The 16,362-nt window shown below is 66.1% G+C and carries 18 protein-coding genes and 1 tRNA gene; 13 read left to right on the top strand and 6 right to left on the bottom strand.

Annotation, left to right across the window (positions count from 1 at the left end):
• Positions 1 to 7: 7 nt before the first annotated feature.
• The 6 genes from AB7F10_RS16140 to AB7F10_RS16165 all read left to right on the top strand — a co-directional run bounded on the left by AB7F10_RS16140 (position 8) and on the right by AB7F10_RS16165 (position 4,763).
• Positions 8 to 859 carry a DUF2182 domain-containing protein gene (locus AB7F10_RS16140; RefSeq protein ID WP_428562984.1) on the top strand — a complete coding sequence of 284 codons (852 nt, stop codon included), beginning with the start codon at positions 8 to 10 and terminating at the stop codon, positions 857 to 859.
• A 26-nt stretch (positions 860 to 885) separates the two neighbouring features.
• Positions 886 to 1,497, top strand: a complete 612-nt coding sequence (locus AB7F10_RS16145; RefSeq protein ID WP_428562982.1) for a DUF1326 domain-containing protein — start codon at positions 886 to 888, stop codon at positions 1,495 to 1,497.
• Positions 1,498 to 1,531: 34 nt separating this feature from the next.
• The gene (locus AB7F10_RS16150) at positions 1,532 to 2,206 is read left to right on the top strand and encodes a CDP-alcohol phosphatidyltransferase family protein (RefSeq protein WP_428587188.1); all 675 of its coding nucleotides are present in this window, start codon (positions 1,532 to 1,534) and stop codon (positions 2,204 to 2,206) included.
• Positions 2,207 to 2,218: 12 nt separating this feature from the next.
• Complete coding sequence (locus tag AB7F10_RS16155) at positions 2,219 to 2,941, top strand: TerC family protein (protein WP_428562668.1); 723 nt, start codon at positions 2,219 to 2,221, stop codon at positions 2,939 to 2,941.
• 17 nt (positions 2,942 to 2,958) lie between these two features.
• Positions 2,959 to 3,696: an SDR family oxidoreductase gene (locus tag AB7F10_RS16160; RefSeq protein WP_428562666.1), complete on the top strand. Its 738-nt coding sequence runs from the start codon at positions 2,959 to 2,961 to the stop codon at positions 3,694 to 3,696.
• 89 nt (positions 3,697 to 3,785) lie between these two features.
• Entirely contained in the window at positions 3,786 to 4,763 is a 978-nt protein-coding gene (locus AB7F10_RS16165) for a quinone oxidoreductase family protein (RefSeq protein ID WP_428562664.1), read from the top strand.
• A gap of 11 nt (positions 4,764 to 4,774) precedes the next feature.
• Here the strand turns inward: AB7F10_RS16165 and bioD are convergent, their stop codons facing one another.
• Positions 4,775 to 5,452 carry a dethiobiotin synthase gene (gene bioD / locus AB7F10_RS16170; RefSeq protein ID WP_428562662.1) on the bottom strand — a complete coding sequence of 226 codons (678 nt, stop codon included), beginning with the start codon at positions 5,450 to 5,452 and terminating at the stop codon, positions 4,775 to 4,777.
• Between the two features lie 15 nt (positions 5,453 to 5,467).
• A complete protein-coding gene (bioF, locus tag AB7F10_RS16175; RefSeq protein WP_428562660.1) occupies positions 5,468 to 6,616 on the bottom strand; it encodes an 8-amino-7-oxononanoate synthase in 1,149 nt (382 codons plus the stop codon).
• Positions 6,617 to 6,717: 101 nt separating this feature from the next.
• On the opposite strand from bioF, the gene AB7F10_RS16180 reads away from it, so the two are divergent.
• Positions 6,718 to 7,986 (top strand): adenosylmethionine--8-amino-7-oxononanoate transaminase, encoded by a 1,269-nt coding sequence (locus tag AB7F10_RS16180; protein WP_428562658.1) that lies wholly within the window; start codon positions 6,718 to 6,720, stop codon positions 7,984 to 7,986.
• Between the two features lie 10 nt (positions 7,987 to 7,996).
• Here the strand turns inward: AB7F10_RS16180 and AB7F10_RS16185 are convergent, their stop codons facing one another.
• From AB7F10_RS16185 to AB7F10_RS16195, 3 genes are all read right to left on the bottom strand, one after another.
• On the bottom strand, positions 7,997 to 8,647 hold the full coding sequence (locus tag AB7F10_RS16185) for a DUF1236 domain-containing protein (RefSeq protein WP_428562656.1): 651 nt from the start codon (positions 8,645 to 8,647) through the stop codon (positions 7,997 to 7,999).
• Positions 8,648 to 8,782: 135 nt separating this feature from the next.
• A complete protein-coding gene (rimO, locus tag AB7F10_RS16190) occupies positions 8,783 to 10,123 on the bottom strand; it encodes a 30S ribosomal protein S12 methylthiotransferase RimO (protein WP_428562654.1) in 1,341 nt (446 codons plus the stop codon).
• Positions 10,124 to 10,130: 7 nt separating this feature from the next.
• Positions 10,131 to 10,943 carry an aspartyl/asparaginyl beta-hydroxylase domain-containing protein gene (locus AB7F10_RS16195; RefSeq protein ID WP_428562978.1) on the bottom strand — a complete coding sequence of 271 codons (813 nt, stop codon included), beginning with the start codon at positions 10,941 to 10,943 and terminating at the stop codon, positions 10,131 to 10,133.
• On the opposite strand from AB7F10_RS16195, the gene AB7F10_RS16200 reads away from it, so the two are divergent.
• Both AB7F10_RS16200 and AB7F10_RS16205 read left to right on the top strand, forming a co-directional pair.
• Complete coding sequence (locus tag AB7F10_RS16200; RefSeq protein ID WP_428562652.1) at positions 10,942 to 11,460, top strand: hypothetical protein; 519 nt, start codon at positions 10,942 to 10,944, stop codon at positions 11,458 to 11,460. The two genes, AB7F10_RS16195 and AB7F10_RS16200, sit on opposite strands and share 2 nt — an antisense overlap.
• A gap of 148 nt (positions 11,461 to 11,608) precedes the next feature.
• Positions 11,609 to 12,025 carry a DUF930 domain-containing protein gene (locus AB7F10_RS16205; protein ID WP_428562650.1) on the top strand — a complete coding sequence of 139 codons (417 nt, stop codon included), beginning with the start codon at positions 11,609 to 11,611 and terminating at the stop codon, positions 12,023 to 12,025.
• Positions 12,026 to 12,040: 15 nt separating this feature from the next.
• Here the strand turns inward: AB7F10_RS16205 and AB7F10_RS16210 are convergent.
• Positions 12,041 to 12,130 (bottom strand) — tRNA-Ser (locus AB7F10_RS16210).
• Between the two features lie 289 nt (positions 12,131 to 12,419).
• Between AB7F10_RS16210 and AB7F10_RS16215 the strand changes: the two genes are divergently transcribed.
• The 4 genes from AB7F10_RS16215 (at position 12,420) to AB7F10_RS16230 (ending at position 16,353) form a co-directional block, all read left to right on the top strand.
• A complete protein-coding gene (locus AB7F10_RS16215) occupies positions 12,420 to 13,352 on the top strand; it encodes a septal ring lytic transglycosylase RlpA family protein (RefSeq protein WP_428562648.1) in 933 nt (310 codons plus the stop codon).
• A 153-nt stretch (positions 13,353 to 13,505) separates the two neighbouring features.
• Positions 13,506 to 14,645 carry a D-alanyl-D-alanine carboxypeptidase family protein gene (locus tag AB7F10_RS16220; RefSeq protein ID WP_428562976.1) on the top strand — a complete coding sequence of 380 codons (1,140 nt, stop codon included), beginning with the start codon at positions 13,506 to 13,508 and terminating at the stop codon, positions 14,643 to 14,645.
• Positions 14,642 to 15,313: a dTMP kinase gene (tmk, locus tag AB7F10_RS16225; protein WP_428562646.1), complete on the top strand. Its 672-nt coding sequence runs from the start codon at positions 14,642 to 14,644 to the stop codon at positions 15,311 to 15,313. The genes AB7F10_RS16220 and tmk overlap by 4 nt, the downstream gene beginning before the upstream one ends.
• Positions 15,310 to 16,353: a DNA polymerase III subunit delta' gene (locus AB7F10_RS16230; protein WP_428562644.1), complete on the top strand. Its 1,044-nt coding sequence runs from the start codon at positions 15,310 to 15,312 to the stop codon at positions 16,351 to 16,353. The genes tmk and AB7F10_RS16230 overlap by 4 nt, the downstream gene beginning before the upstream one ends.
• Positions 16,354 to 16,362: the final 9 nt, after the last annotated feature.

Genomic DNA, 16,362 nt, shown 5'->3' on the forward strand with positions numbered 1-16,362 from the left:
GGCCAGGATGCCCGGCGCGGTTCGGCTGTTCGCGCGGCCGAAGGCGATTGCCGCCGCCTGTGTCATCGCGCTCTGCGCGCTCGGCTGGGCGGCGCTTGCGTTTCTGGTGGCGGGAACGCCGGGCACGGCGCTGGGATCGGGAAGCGGCGCGCTCGACCTGCTGCCGCGCGTCATTGACGCGCTCTGCAATCCCTCACGCGCGCATCCCGGCATGCCGTTCGGGGCATGGTCGCTCGCGGATGCCGGACTTGTCCTGATGATGTGGTGCGCGATGGTGCTGGCGATGATGCTGCCGAGCGCAGCGCCGATGATCTACACTTATGCCGAGATCGCGGAGGCCGCGGCGCGCAAGCGGGAGCCGATCGTCTCGCCGCTTGTGATCGCTGGCGGTTATGCCGTGGTGTGGATCGGTTTTGCCGCGGCGGCGACCGCGTTGCAGTGGACGCTGACACGGAGCGGGGCGCTCGATCCGGCCCTTGCAGGTGCAGGCCCTCATCTCGCCGGCGGGCTGTTCGTCCTCGCCGGCCTTTATCAGTTTTCGGCGCTGAAGCATGCCTGCCTGACGCAATGCCAGCGGCCGTTCCCGTTTTTCTTCAAGAACTGGCAGACGCAGGCGGGCGGCGTGTTCCGGCTCGGGCTGATGCAGGGGCTCTATTGCCTCGGCTGCTGCTGGGCGATGATGCTGCTGATGTTCGCAGTCGGCGCCATGAACGTCGTCTGGATGGCCGGCCTCGGCGTCGTCATGACCGTCGAGAAGGTGTCGGCGACGCCGCGCTTTACGAAACTGACCGGCGTTGCGATGATCGCGATCGGCATCGCGCTGGCCGTGCGCGCCGTCGCGCCGGGCTGGCCGCTCTGACAGGCACAGGAAGCAGGGGACCAAGCATCGTGAGCGAGAAGTGGAACCTGAAAGGCGAAATGACGCTGTCGTGCAGTTGCACGGTGTTCTGTCCCTGCGTGCTGTCGCTTGGCGAGCACCCGCCGACCGAGGACCGCTGCCAGACCTGGGCGGGCATCCGCATCGACGAGGGGCAGTTCGACACGGTCGATCTCTCGGGCGTCAAGTGCGGGCTGATGATGGATCTGCCGGGCATCATGTCGCGCGGCAACTGGACGGCCGCGCTGTTCGTCGATGATGCGGCCTCCGCGCAGGCGGTGAAATCGCTGACGCGCATCTTCTCCGGCCGCGTCGGCGGTACCACGCATCTCCTGTCGATCCTGGTCGGGCAATTCCTCGGCGTTCGTCAGGTGCCGATCAGCTACGAGACGCAGGGCGAGACGCGCATCATCAAGATCAAGGATTATGTCGATGGCGCAATCTCGCCGGTCAAAGGCAAGGAGGGCGGCCAGAACGTCGTCATCCGCAACAGCCAGTACTGGATCGCGCCGGATGTGATCGTGGCGCGCGCCGACAAGTCGCGGTTCCGCGGTTTCGGCCGCAACTGGAATCTCGCCGGCCGTTCGGCGGAAATCTGCCAGCTCGACTGGGGCAACTGACGCCGTCAACGAACAGGGGGACGTCATCGCAACGCTGCGCGCCTTCTGCGTTCACCTGCTGACGGCGTCGGGGGCGGGGCTGTCGCTTCTCGCTCTGTTGCTGGCGGCGGAGCGGCATTTCACCGCGATGTTTCTCGTGCTCGGCGCCGCGCTGATCGTCGACGGCGTGGACGGGCCGCTGGCGCGGCGCTGGAACGTTGCCGGAGCGCTGCCGCGCTGGTCCGGCGATACGCTCGATTTCGTGGTCGATTACACGACCTATGTGTTCGTGCCGGCCTTCGCGATCGTGATCGGTGGACTGATGCCGGATTGGCTCGGTATCGTCTGCGGCCTCGCCATCGCGGTCAGCGGCGCGCTCTATTTCGCCGACCGCGACATGAAGACCGACGACAACCGCTTCAAGGGCTTTCCTGCGGTGTGGAACGTGGTGGCATTCTATCTGCTGGCGTTGAAGCCAGACGGCTGGATCTGCGCCGGCGTCATTTTGTTACTCGCGATCCTGACCTTCGCGCCAGTTTGTTTCGTGCATCCGCTGCGCGTGCGGCGCGGCCGCACATTCAACATCGCTCTGCTGGTCGTCTGGGCGATTTTGGCGGCGCTGACGGTGCGATCCCGTCTCGCGCCGGATGCGTGGCTGTCCGCAGGATTGCTGATCACGGGTGGATATTTCCTGCTCGCGGGATTGCGCGCCGCACCGCGAGGTGGCTAACGTTCACGTCCGATGCCTGACATCCTGTTCAATCCAAATGCCTGGGCCGCGCTCGTCACGCTGAGCGTGCTGGAAATCGTCCTCGGCATCGACAATCTCGTCTTTATCTCGATCCTGACGTCGCGGCTCGACGAGGCCCGCGCGCGCAAGGCGCGGGCCATCGGCCTGTCGCTCGCCTTCATCTTCCGCATCGCGCTGCTGGCGACGCTGTCCTGGATCATCGGCCTCACCGCGCCGGTTTTCGTCGTCTGGGAACAGGCGTTCTCCTGGCGCGACATCATCCTGATCGCCGGCGGCCTGTTCCTGATGGGCAAGGCGACCCATGAAATCCATAACGAGGTCGACGCCAACGGGCATGACGACGGCGGGAACGGGAAGAGCCGCTCGATGTCGGCCATCATCGCGCAGCTCGTGGTGATCGACCTCGTGTTCTCGCTCGACTCGATCATCACGGCGGTGGGCCTTGCCGACGATCTCGAGGTGATGGTGGCGGCGGTCGTCATCGCCATGATCGTGATGTTCATCGCCGCCAACCCGGTCGGCGAATTCATCAAGAACCATCCGACCACGAAAATGCTGGCGCTCGCCTTCCTGCTGCTGATCGGCGTCGCGCTGGTGGCGGACGGCTTCCAGTTCCACATTCCGCGCGGCTACATCTACTTCGCGATGGCCTTCGCCGGCATGGTGGAATTCTTCAATGTGCTGGCAAGCCGGCGGCGCAGACGCAAACACTGACAGGTGGAGTGACGATCATGACGCGACCGGTCCTGCTGATCGCCGGCGGCAGCCGCGGCATCGGAGCGGCGACGGCCGCGATAGCCGCGGTACGCGGCTACGACGTCGCGGTGAACTATGTCAGCAACGCCAAAGCTGCGAACGGCGTCGTCGCCGCTGTCGAGAAGGCAGGCGGCCGTGGCATCGCGCTGCAGGGCGACATGGCGAAGGAAGCCGACATCGAGCGCGTGTTCGACGAGACGCAGGGCAAGCTCGGCGCCATCACCGCCTTCGTGCATTCCTCCGGCGTGATCGGCCCGTTCTCGCGGCTCGATCAGGCCGAGACGAAGACGATCCGCGAGGCGCTCGACGTCAACACTTTCGGTGCGTTGCTGTGTTTACGCGCCTGCGTGAAGCGCATGTCGACCAAACAGGGCGGCAAGGGCGGCGCGATCGTGCTGCTGTCGTCGATGGCTTCGACGCTCGGCGGCGCCGACGAGTACATCTGGTACGCCGCCTCGAAGGGCGCGATCGACTCCGTCGTCATCGGTCTTGCACGGGAGGTCGCGAAAGACGGCATCCGCGTCAATGCCGTGTCGCCCGGCATGATCGATACCGAGATCCAGCCGCCGGGACGGCTCGAGCGGGCCGGTCCCTTGCTGCCGATGGGCAGACCGGGACGGGTGGAGGAAGCCGCCGAGACCATCCTGTTCCTGCTCTCGGACAAGGCGTCCTATGTCACCGGCGCCAACCTGCGCGTCGCCGGCGGACGCTAGGTCCCGCGCTGCGGACGCCTTGTGTTCGGCGGAACGCTGCCTATGATCCCGCCACAAGCGACGAGTGCTTTTCATAAGGGGAAATCGACATGGTAGCGGCAGTGCGCGTTCATAAACACGGCGGCCCGGAGGTTCTGACCTTCGAGGACATCGAGGTTCCGGCGCCCGGCCAGGGCCAGATCCGCATCAAGCAGCACGCCTGCGGCGTCAATTTCATCGACACCTATTTCCGGATGGGCGCGTATCCGTCGCCGGTCGGCATGCCGTTCGTTGCCGGCAATGAAGGCGCCGGCGAAGTCACCGCGGTCGGCCCCGGCGTCAGCGACGTCAAGGTCGGCGACCGCGTTGCTTACGTTGCGCCCCTCGGCGGCTATTCGGCGGAGCGCATCCTGCCGGCCGAGCGTGCCGTGAAATTGCCCGACAACATTTCCTACGAGCAGGCCGCCGGCATGATGCTCAAGGGCATGACGGTGCAGTATCTCCTGAACCGCACCTTCAAGGTCGGGCAGGGCACGGTGGCGCTGATCCACGCGGCGGCGGGCGGCGTCGGCTTGATCGCCTGCCAGTGGGCGAACCACCTCGGCGCGACGGTGATCGGCACCGTCGGCTCCAAGGAGAAGGCGGAACTCGCCAAGGCCAACGGCTGCCACCACACGATTCTTTATCGCAGCGAGGACTTCGTTGCGAAGGTGAAGGAAATCACCAGCGGCCGCATGTGCGACGTCGTCTATGACGGCATCGGCAAGGATACGTTCCCGGCTTCGCTCGACTGCCTGCGTCCGCTCGGCTACTTCGTGAGTTTCGGCAGCGCGTCCGGCCAGATCGAGGCGTTCAACATCAACATCCTGCAGACCAAGGGCTCGCTGTTCGCGTCGCGTCCGACGCTCAACCATTACACGGCGAAGCGCGAAGACCTGGTGATGACCGCGAACGACCTGTTCAAGGTGGTCGGCTCCGGCGCGGTGAAGATCCCGGTCAATCAGAAATACGCGCTGAAGGATGCGCAGAAGGCGCATCGCGATCTCGAAGGCCGCGGCACCACCGGCTCCTCGATTTTGGTGCCGTAACGGGCGGCACCTTACAGGAGGCGCGCGATCTGGTGAAAGGCGGCGTGGAAACGCACGCCTTTCGGCAGCCGCGGCATCGCGATGACCGGCGTATCGCCCGCGAAGCGGGCGATGCTGTCCGCGGTGTCGTCAAGCGGCACCGCGCTCCGTTCGCTTTCGCTGATGACGATCGCTGCGACCGGCACCTTGCGGTCGGCCAGCACCTGCAGCGTCGTCAGCGTGTGGCTGATCGAGCCGAGATAGCTGCCGACCACCAGCAGCGCGGGAATTTCGAGCGCCTCGATCCAGTCGAGTACGGTGAGCTTGCCGTCGAGCGGCACCATGACGCCGCCGACGCCTTCGATGAGCAGCGTGCCGCCGGCGCGGGCGATCGCCTTGCGCGACAGGTCGATGACGGCCGGCACGTCGATGTGGCCGCCCTCGCGCGCGGCGGCGACATCCGGCGAGAGCGGCGCGCGGTATCGCCACGGCGAGATCTGTCCGATCGTCTCCGCGGTGACGGGGCGGCCGAGCGCGGCGAGCAGCACCGCAGGATCGCTGGTTGCCGCGGTTGAGGAATCGTAGCCGCTGACCACGGGTTTCAGCGCATCGACGGATGCACCCTGTTCACGCATCAGGCGGACCAATCCGGCCGTGATGAAGGTCTTGCCGATATCGGTTCCGGTCGAGGTGACGAAGACGGCTGACATGGACGCGACGCCGGCTCAGTGCGCGAGGAAATGCGAACGCACGAGACCGGCCAATCGCTCGATGTCGGCGTCCGCGTGCTGGGCGGTGAAGGTGAGGCGCAGCCGCGCAGTGCCCGGCGGCACGGTCGGCGGGCGAATCGCCGCGACGAAGAAGCCGTTGTCGGCGAGCAGCCGCGAGGCGGCCAGCGTGTCGTCTTCCGCACCGATCACCACCGGCACGATCGGACTTTCCGCATCCGGCAGATTGGTCATGCGCGTGAAGGCGCGCGCCTTGGCGAGCGGCAGGGCTGCATAAGCCGGCTCCGTCTCGATGACGTCGAGCGCGGCGATGGCGGCGGCGACCACAGCGGGCGGCAGGCCGGTCGAATAGATCAGCGTGCGGGCGCGGTTGTGCATCAGCTCGATCACCGGCTTCGACGCGCAGAGATAGCCGCCATAGCCGCCGATCGCCTTCGACAGCGTACCCATCTGCAGCGGCACGTCGGCCTTCGTCTCGACGGTCGAGCCGCGGCCGCCGCCGACGATGCCGAGACCATGCGCGTCGTCGGTCATCAGCCAGGCGTCGTGGCGCTGCGCAACGGCGCCGAGTTCGGCAACCGGCGCCATGTCGCCGTCCATCGAGAAAATGCCGTCCGTCACGATGAGCGCGCGGTCGTGCGCGTCACGATGAGCGGCGAGCAGTTCGGCGACATGATCGAGATCGTTGTGGCGGAAGGTGACGACGCGGCCGCGCGAGAGCTGCGCGCCGGCCCAGATACAGGCATGCGCCAGTTCGTCGACCAGCACGAGACCTTCCGCGCCGACAAGCGCGGGAATGATGCCGGAATTGGCCAGATAGCCCGAGCCGAACACACAGGCCGCTTCGGTGCCTTTCAGGCGCGCGAGCCGCGTCTCCAACTCGCCGAGCAGGGGATGATTCCCGGTGATGAGGCGCGACGCGCCGGAGCCGGTGCCGTATTGTTCGATTGCCGCGACGGCGGCGGCCTTGACTCTCGGATGATGGCTGAGATTGAGGTAGTCGTTGCAGCAGAACGACAGGAGCCTGCGGCCCTCGCGCTCGATCCAGACCCCGTCCTCGCGGCGGGTCTCGGTCAGGCCGCGCAGCAGGTTCCGGCTTTTCAGCGCGGCGAGTTTCGACTTGGCAAAATCGTCCAGAGAACGCATCAGGTATCATCTAGCACCGGCCTCCGGCCGGGCAAAATCCTTCCCGGCCGCCGGGACCGGCCGAAATGCATGGTGACGGCGGCAAAATCACAGGGCGGACGATGAGTGCCGGCGTTCCCGACTGGCGCGACGAGGGCATGAGCCACCTCTGGCTGCCCTATACGCAGATGAAGACCGCGCCCCTGCCGATGCCGGTGGCGCGCACCGAGGGCGCACGAATCGTGCTGGCGGACGGCCGCGAACTGATCGACGGCATCGCGTCGTGGTGGACCGCGTGCCACGGCTACAACCATCCGCATATCCGCGCCGCCGTGGAGCGGCAGTTGGCGGAGATGCCGCATGTGATGTTCGGCGGCCTCGTTCACGAACAGGCGGCGCGGCTCGCGCAACGCCTCGCGGAGCTGCTGCCCGGCGATCTGACGCGGGTGTTCTTTTCGGATTCAGGTTCGGTCGCGGTTGAGATCGCGATGAAGATGGCGGTGCAGTTCTGGATCAACCGCGGCGAAACGGGACGCAAGCGTTTCGTCGCGTTCCGCAACGGCTATCATGGCGACACCACCGGCGCGATGGCGGTATGCGACCCCGACGAGGGCATGCATGCGCTGTTCGCGGGTTTGCTGCCGCAGCATCATATTGTCGATCTGCCGGAGGATGACGCGACGACCGGCGCGCTGGACGCGTTGCTGGCAAAACACGACGAGTCCATCGCCGGTATCGTCGTCGAGCCACTGGTGCAGGGCGCGGGCGGCATGAAGTTTCACAAGCCCGATGTGCTTAAGTGCCTGCGCGCACTCGCGGACAAGCACGACGTGCTGCTGATCTTCGACGAGATATTTACCGGATTTGGCCGCACCGGCACCATGTTCGCCTGCGAGCAGGCCGGCGTGACGCCGGACATCCTCACGCTGTCGAAGGCGCTGACCGGCGGCACGCTGCCGCTCGCCGCGACCGTCGCAACGCAGAAAGTATTCGAGGCGTTCTGGTCGGACGATCCCGCCAAGGCGCTGATGCACGGCCCGACCTTCATGGCGAATGCGCTCGGCTGTGCGGCGGCCAATGCGTCGCTCGACCTGTTCGACCGCGAGCCGCGAATCGCGCAGATCGCTGCGATCACGGCGGCGTTGCGCGACGGGCTTGCGCCATGCGCCGGGCTGCCGCGCGTGAAGGAGGTGCGGGCGATGGGCGCGATCGGCGTCGTCGAACTCGACCGCATCGACGATCTTGAAACGCTCCGCGCGCGATTCATCGAACGCGGCGTATTCGTCCGTCCGCTCGGCAACGCGATCTATCTGACGCCGGCCTTCACCATCGGCGCGGACGATCTGGCGCGACTGACGAACGCCGTCGCGGCGATCGTGCGCGCGCTTTAGGCGCGGCGCATCAGCGATAGATGTAGGTCACCCTGCGCGTGCGCGGCTCGACCAGCACCTGCTGCCCGTTCACATAAGCGTATTGATACTGATAGTCCGGCACCGGCGTCAGCGTCACGTCTTCCGGCAGGCCGGCGCCGACGACGACTTCGCCGTTGAGGTAGACCGGCTGGACCGGGTTCGCGACGACATACTGGCGCACCGTTGTCGGCGGCGGCGCGATGTTGAGCGGCTGCGCCTCGACCGGACGCTGCACGATGGTGCCGGTGATTTCCGGCGGCGCGGCCGCCATCGCGGTGCTGGCTTCGACCGGCACCTGATAGGTCACGGTCGGCACCTGCGTGATCGCCTGCGACACGACGACCGAGCGGCCGGCGACGTTTCCGGTCAGGTATTGCGAATAGGCCCAGCCGGAATGGCCCTGATAGCTGACGCGGCACCACAGGCTGCCTTGAATGCAGCCCGCGACCGCGATCTGTGCATTCTGCGGGATATAGCCGACGACCGCGTGTTCAGGGCCTGGCCCCGAGCGGATGTTCAGCGGCGTGACGGCCGAGGCGACGATGTCGGCGGACGCCGATGTCGGCAGCGTCAGCGCAGCGGCGGTTGTCGCAAGCAGCAGCGTCGCGAAAGTTCTAGGTGAAGTCTTCGAAATGGTCATGACGCAACTCCTCCTTCCGTGAATCGGAACGTGAGCGTCGTTCGCGGAAGAGAAAGATTGCCTCCGTCTTCGGCCATTTAATGGCGCAAGCGGCGGCACTATCACGTCGAGTTCCGTCGAAATATCGCGGAACGATCAGAAACCGACGGCGGTTCCGTGCAGATCGTAGTCGTCGGCGCGGTCGATCTTGACGGTCGCAATCTCGCCGACACGAAGCGGCCTTCTGCTCGCCACATACACGGCGCCGTCGATCTCCGGCGCGTCGGCCATCGAACGGCCCTTGGCAACGGTAGGACCAGCCTCGTCGATGATAACCTGCTGGCGCGAACCCACCTTGCGCTTCAATCGCTGCGCGGAAATCCTCTGCTGACGCTGCATGAAACGATGCCAGCGGTCCTCCTTCACATCATCGGGGACGGCATCGCCGAGATCGTTGGCCGGGGCGCCGCGCACCGGCTCGTATTTGAAACAGCCGACGCGGTCGAGCGAGGCTTCATCGAGCCAGTCGAGCAGGAACTCGAAATCCGCATCGGTCTCGCCGGGAAAGCCGACGATGAAGGTCGAACGGAGCGTCAGATCCGGGCACATCTCGCGCCACTTGCGGATGCGGTCGAGCGTCTTTTCCTGCGCGGCGGGCCGCTTCATGCGCTTGAGCACGTCGGGGCTCGCGTGCTGGAACGGGATGTCGAGATAGGGCAGCACTTTCCGGTCCGCCATCAGCGGCATGACTTCGTCGACATGCGGGTAGGGGTAGACGTAATGCAGCCGCGTCCAGACGCCGAGCTCCCCGAGCGCCGAGGCAAGATCGAGGAATTTGGCGCGCACCTCGCGCTCGGCGCCGTCGCGGCTCTTCCATTTGCTCGCGGCGTATTTCACATCGACGCCGTAGGCAGAGGTGTCCTGCGAGATGACGAGCAGCTCCTTGACGCCGGCGGCGACGAGGCGTTCCGCCTCGCGCAACACATCGGCGGCCGGCCGCGAGACGAGATCGCCGCGCAGCTTCGGGATGATGCAGAACGAGCAGCGGTTGTTGCAGCCCTCGGAAATCTTCAAGTAAGCGTAGTGGCGCGGTGTGAGCTTGACGCCTTCCGGCGGCACGAGGTCGATGAAGGGATCGTGCTTCGGCGGCACCGCGCGATGCACGGCCTCGAGCACGCTTTCGTATTGCTGCGGGCCGGTGATCGCCAGCACGTTGGGATAGGCGGCGGTGATGTTCTCCGGTTCCGCCCCCATGCAGCCGGTGACGATCACCTTGCCGTTCTCGTTGAGCGCGGTGCCGATCGCGGCGAGCGACTCTTCCTTGGCGCTGTCGAGGAACCCGCAGGTGTTGACGATGACGAGATCGGAGCCCGCATGCTCGCGCGTCAGCTCATAGCCTTCCGCGCGCAGCTTCGTGATGATGCGCTCGCTGTCGACAAGGGCTTTGGGGCAGCCGAGCGAGACGAAGCTCACTTTCGGCGCGGCGTTTTCGTTCATCGTTGACCTAGTTGTTCCGCAACGCTTCGGCTTCGGCGTAAAAGCGCTTTTCCCAAGCCTTCTGATTGTCGAGACCTTCGCGGATGAAGGGCGTGAACACGGCAATGTGCAGCAGCAGCCAGTTCAGGAAACGGCCGGGGAAGCGCAGCGGCTTGACGAAATCGACGAACAGCACGACGCGGGTGTGCGGCGTGTTGTTCCACGCTTCATGCTCGTAGGCGTCGTCGAAGATCACCGCTTCGCCCTCGCGCCAGCGATATTCGGTATCGGCGACGCGGATGCCGAGTTGCTCGCGCGGCTCCGGCACGATCAGGCCGAGATGCAGCCGCAGCACCCCGTTATAGGGACCGCGATGCGGCGGCAGATGCTTGCCGGGCTCGAGGATCGAGAACATCGCCGTGATGAGGCCGGGGATTTTCTGGCACGCCGCCCAGGTCGCGGGGCATTGCCGGATATTGTTCTCGGACTTGAAGCCGTAACCCGCGAGCAGAAAGGTTTTCCAGCCGGCATCGGTACTGATGGTCGCGACGTCCGAGGAAATTTCGTGGAAGCCGGGCAGGTCGTCCTTGCGGACAAGCACCTTTTCAAGCTCGGCGCGGATCGCCGGCCACTCCTTCTCGATCTCGCGCGCCCAGGGGAACACCGCTGTGTCGTAGAAGGCGGGATTGCCGACCTTGCTGCAGTGGAGATTGAGCTTCTCGACCTGGGCGACGATGCCCATCAGGATGCGCGTCGTGAGCCGCGGCCGCACCATCGGCTTGATGCCGGCGGTGCCGAATGTCTGGCCGGCAGGCTTGCTGGCGGTCGCGACCGGGGGCATGTCGACGGCGTTTGTCACACGAATGTCCGGGTTGCGTTCCGTTGCTGATCGCCGGCCAAGGAACCTGCCAATATTGGCAAAATACCGGTTCCCACCGCACGATTTGGCACCGTTCGAGGGCATTGATATCGTCCGGCACAGCCAAGGTCCATCGATGCGCATCCTCGTTTTCATGCTTTTTACGGTGTTCTCGGTTGCAGGCAGCGCATTGCCGGCAGCCGCCGCCGATGTTTCTCGCCCCGCAGCCATGCGTCCGGCGACCGAAGCGGGGACTTTCCTGCCGTTTCCGCGCGGTGAGCGGGCCTCCCGGGTCTGGGATGCGCGGGCCTGCTGGAGCGCCTGCCAGACCGTCTGCACGGCGGAGGAGGCGGCCTGCCTCAAGCGCGCCGCAATGCCGCCGTCCACCCCGGACGCAGCACCGCAAGCCGATTGCGTCGCGCGGACGGACTCCTGCGACCGATCCTGCCAGCGCGAATGCCGCAGCGGGGCGGGGCCGTTCCTCCCGATCGATTGGTAGACTGAAGCACCGACGGTGACACCGGCCCGCAGGTTGCCCGGATTTTGTCCGGCTAACTGCAAGGGACTCGATCATCCACACGCGCGTCATCCGGTCTTGCCACCCTACGTCTCGGTTTGTATCACCCGGGCAGGCGCGACGATTTGATTTGAGCGACAAGCAGGTAATGACAACGGCGAAATGCTTTCTTGCCCTCATCGCATTGGCATGCGCGACAACTGAGCCGCTCTTCGCAGCCAGCGCTCGTTACCTCGCGAGCCTGGCGCGACTGGATCCGGATCTCCGCCTGGAACAAATCTGCGACGTCGAAGCCATGTCGCGTATTCGACGGGACTCACCGCAATTTGCTCCGGACCGGGCAAAGAGCGATGTGAGCGCTCATCCGATCCACAAGGGAAATGTCTTGCGGGCGCCGGGCGCTGCGTTCCGGAGCAAAGGACAGTGGTTCAGCCTGTCATTCGTCTGCAAAGGCTCCGACGACCACATGCGCGTGCTGTCGTTCAGCTACAAGATCGGCAAGATCATTCCGGAAAGCCGGTGGCCGGATTACGGCCTCTGGCGCTGACGGCCGGCGCAAATATGGCGGAAGGGGTGAGATTCGAACTCACGGTACCCTTGCGGGCACGCCGGTTTTCAAGACCGGTGCCTTAAACCACTCGGCCACCCTTCCACGCCGCCTCCAATGGGCGAAGCGACAATCTATTGCAAGTGCGAAGCAATTCGCTTAATGCGGGGTTACGCGCGCCGGGGCCGGAAGCCGAAACGCGCGTGGAACCAATCATTTACCACAGCGACGCGGCGTGCTTTCGCGACCTTCGCCCGCCGGGTAATGTTAACTGCACAGTCTCGGGGACCGGTACGGAATGCAGGGAGCGGGGGGATCAGCAGGCGCAGGCCTGATCGGACGCCAGCTTGCCGCGCGTCCGGCCTTCTTGCGTCCATCCGTCCTACGTGTCGCGGTGCTCGCCGTCGCCGGACTGACGCTCGCCAACTGCAACCAGACCATCGATCCCAAGCTCGGCGTATCGGCCAGCGCGCGCGTGGTCGAGCCAGGCCAGCCGGTGCCCAAGGGTGGCGGCGTCTATCGCGTCGGCAAGCCCTATACCATCGCCGGGCGGACCTATGTTCCGCAGGAGAACGTCAACTACCGCGCCGAAGGCATGGCCTCCTGGTACGGCGACGATTTCCACGGCCGTTACACGGCGAACGGCGAAATCTTCGACATGAACTCGATCACGGCCGCGCATCCGACACTGCCGCTGCCGTCTTATGTGCGGGTCACCAACCTGCGCAACAAGCGCTCGCTGATCGTGCGGGTCAACGATCGCGGCCCTTACGCGCATAACCGGCTGATCGATCTGTCGTCGCGCAGCGCGAAGCTCCTCGGCTTCTCCGGTCACGGCCTCGCGCCGGTCCGCGTCGAATATGTCGGGCGCGCGCCGCTCGCCGGTTCCGACGACCTCAAGCTGATGGCGACGCTGCGCATCGACGGCCATCCGGCAAAGCAGGGCGTCGGCGACGAGCGCGCCTACGCCCGCAACGACGCACCGCCGGCGCAGCAGCAGCGCGACGAGCCGCGCCGTGCCGGCATTCAGGTCGCCTCGATGAAGCCCTATGCGCCCGAATTCTTCGATGCGCGGCCGATGAACCGAATCGGCAACGTACCGGAACCGCGCGAGCGGCCTTATGCGCTGGGCGAAAGCGAGGCCGCCCCGCAGCGTTCGGCGGTCGAGGCGGAGCCTCTGCCGGCGCCTGAGCCGCAGGAGGCGCCGGTGGTGGCGCGGCTCTCGCCCCCGGCCTACCGCGCGCCCGCGACCTCGCCGGTTTCGGCCTATGCGCCTGTGCGCTATGATGGTTCCGCGGGCTTCGTGAGCGGCCGCGGCCTTTACTGAGCCGCTTTTTTCGCGCAAAGCGTCATCGTTCGGCCTGAGTTGCCCGGCCTGTATCCGGACTCGCGAGGCGTCGCTTTGAACCCATTCCGTTTTTTCCGGTTCCACCATTATCTGACGGCCGCCGGCCTTATCGCCGCGCTCGCGCTTGGGGGAATGGGCGAGGGCAAGGCCCAGCAGGCGCCGAAGAAGGATGAGCCGAACATTTCGGCACCGCACGCCATCCTGATCGACGCCGAGAACGGCGGCGTCCTCTACGAGAAGTCGCCGGACGAACTGATTTTCCCGGCGAGCCTCGCCAAGCTGATGACCGCGGAATACGTCTTCCACGAGTTGAAGGAAGGCCGCCTCAAACTCACCGATGAATTCCGGGTCAGCGAGAATGCCTGGCGCAAGGGCGGCGCGCCGTCGGGCGGCTCGACCATGTTCGCGGCCATTCACAGCCTGATCCCAGTCGCGGATCTGATCCGCGGCATGATCATCCAGTCCGGCAACGACGCCTGCATCGTGCTCGCCGAAGGCATGGCGGGCAACGAGGCCGAATTCGCCGCAAAGCTCACCAAGCGCGCCCGCGAGATCGGCCTCGAGCGCTCGACCTTCGCCAATTCAAACGGCCTGCCCAATCCCGGCACCAAGGTGACGACGCGCGAGCTCGGCAAGCTCGCCCGGCAGATCATCCTGACCTATCCGGACCTCTATCCGATCTTCGGCGAGCGCGAGTTCACCTGGAACAAGATCCGCCAGTTCAACCGCGATCCGCTGCTCGGCGTCGTCGATGGCGCCGACGGCCTGAAGACCGGCTTCACCTCTGAAGCGGGCTACGGCCTTGTCGGCTCCGCGGTGCAGAACGGGTTGCGCCTGATCGTCGTGGTCAACGGCACGAAATCGGCCAAGGATCGCGCGGACGACGCCAAGCGATTGCTCGAGTGGGGTTTCCGCTCGTTCGAGCAGCGCGTGCTGTTCGCCGAAGGCCAGACCATCGGCGAGGCCAAGGTCTTCGGCGGCGCGAGCGGGCGCGTGCCGCTGGTCGCGCCGAGCCTCGTCAAGATCATGGTGCCGAAGAACGGCAGCGAACGGCTGATCGCGCGCATCATTTATCAAGGGCCGGTGGCGGCGCCGGTCGCGGCCGGCACGCCGATCGGCACGCTCAAGGTCTGGCGCGGCGACAATGTCGTCCTGCAGATGCCGCTGAAGGCGGCCGACAGCGTCGAGAAAGGCAGCATGTCGCAACGGGCGATCGATGCGGTAGCCGAAACGGTGATCAACCTGTTCCGCTCCGGAGCGCAACGTCTGTGACGCGCGGCCGCTTCATCACATTCGAGGGCGGCGAGGGCAGCGGCAAGTCAACCCATGCCACGCTGCTGGCGCAGCAACTGAAACAGCAGGGCATCGACGTCATCCAGACGCGCGAGCCCGGCGGCTCGCCCGGCGCGGAAATCATGCGCCACATCATTCTGTCCGGCGCGGCCAAGCATCTCGGCGGCGACGCCGAGCTGTTGCTGTTCGCCGCCGCGCGCGACGATCACATCCGCAACACCATCGCGCCGGCGCTCGCGGCTGGGCAATGGGTGATCTGCGACCGCTTCATGGATTCGACGCGCATTTATCAGGGCATCGCCGGCAAGACGAATCCGCGGCTGACCCGCGCGCTCGAGCGCATCGTCGTCGGCGAGTACGTGCCCGATCTCACCTTCATCATGGATTTGCCGGCCGACACCGGTCTTGCCCGCGCGCAGCGCCGCCGCGGCAACTCGCAAGCCGACCGCTTCGAGGCGGAAGCGCCGGAATTCCATGAGATGCTGCGCGAGGCGTTCCGTATTCTGGCCAAGCAGGACTCCGATCGTTGCGTGCTGATCGACGCCGGCAAGCCGAAGCCCGCCGTCTTCGACCAGATCTGGACCGCGGTGCGCAGCCGCCTCGGCGTCGGCGGCGTGGCGCGTGTCGTGGAAGGCGCAGCGTCGTGAGCGATGATCGCGACGACAAGCCGCCGGATGACGGGGCGCGGCACCCGCGCGAAACGCTTGCGCTGTACGGCCACGCGGAGGCCGAGCGCGCCTTGCTCGATAGCTATCGCGGCGGGCGCATGCCGCATGCCTGGCTGATCGGCGGGTCGCGCGGCATCGGCAAGGCGACGCTTGCCCATCGTTTCGCGCGCTTCGTGCTCGCGCACCCCGATCCCTCGGCGCCCGATGTGCAAAAGGCCACGTCGCTCGCAGTGCTGGACGATCATCCCGCCGCGAGGCGCATCGCCAACGAGGCGCATGGCGGTCTGCTCGCGCTCGAACGCCGCCTGAACGACAAGGGCAGGCTGTCGCAGGACATTGCGGTCGATGACGTGCGGCGCATGGTGCCGTTTTTCGGTTCGACGGCGAGCGAGGGCGGCTGGCGCATCGCCATCGTGGACGCGATCGACGAACTCAACCGTTCCGGCGCCAATGCGATCCTGAAGGTGCTCGAAGAGCCGCCGGAGCGCACCTTGCTGCTGCTGGTCAGCCACGCGCCGGGCCGCGCGCTGCCCACGATCCGCTCGCGCTGCCGGCGGCTCGATCTGCGCCCATTGCCGGCCAACGACGTCTGTCTTGCGGCCGGCAAGGCGCTCGGCCGCTCGCCGACCGACCCCGATATCATGGCGGCGGCGGAAGCGGCCGACGGCAGCGTCGCCCGCGCCATCGAACTGATGGACGGCGGCGCGCTGGCGCTGCGGGAGAAGACCCTGGGCCTGCTGGCGCAACTGCCCAATCCCGATCCGCGCGCGCTGCACGCGCTGGGCGATGCGCTGGCCGGCGGCGACGCGCGCAACCTCACGACCGTCATGGACGTCGTCAACGACTGGCTGTCCACGCGGCTCGCGGCCGTTGCCCGTGAAACCCGCCAGGCCGGCCGGGTGGCCGAAACGTGGGACGACGTCAACCGCGCCGCCCGCGACGCGCAGGCCTACAACCTCGAGCGCAAACCGCTGGTTTTCTCGGTCTTCGGCTTGCTTGCCGAGGCGGCGCGCGGTTGATAGGTAACC

Origin of the sequence: Pseudolabrys sp. (genome assembly GCF_050250095.1) — a bacterium.
Lineage (GTDB): Bacteria > Pseudomonadota > Alphaproteobacteria > Rhizobiales > Xanthobacteraceae > Pseudolabrys.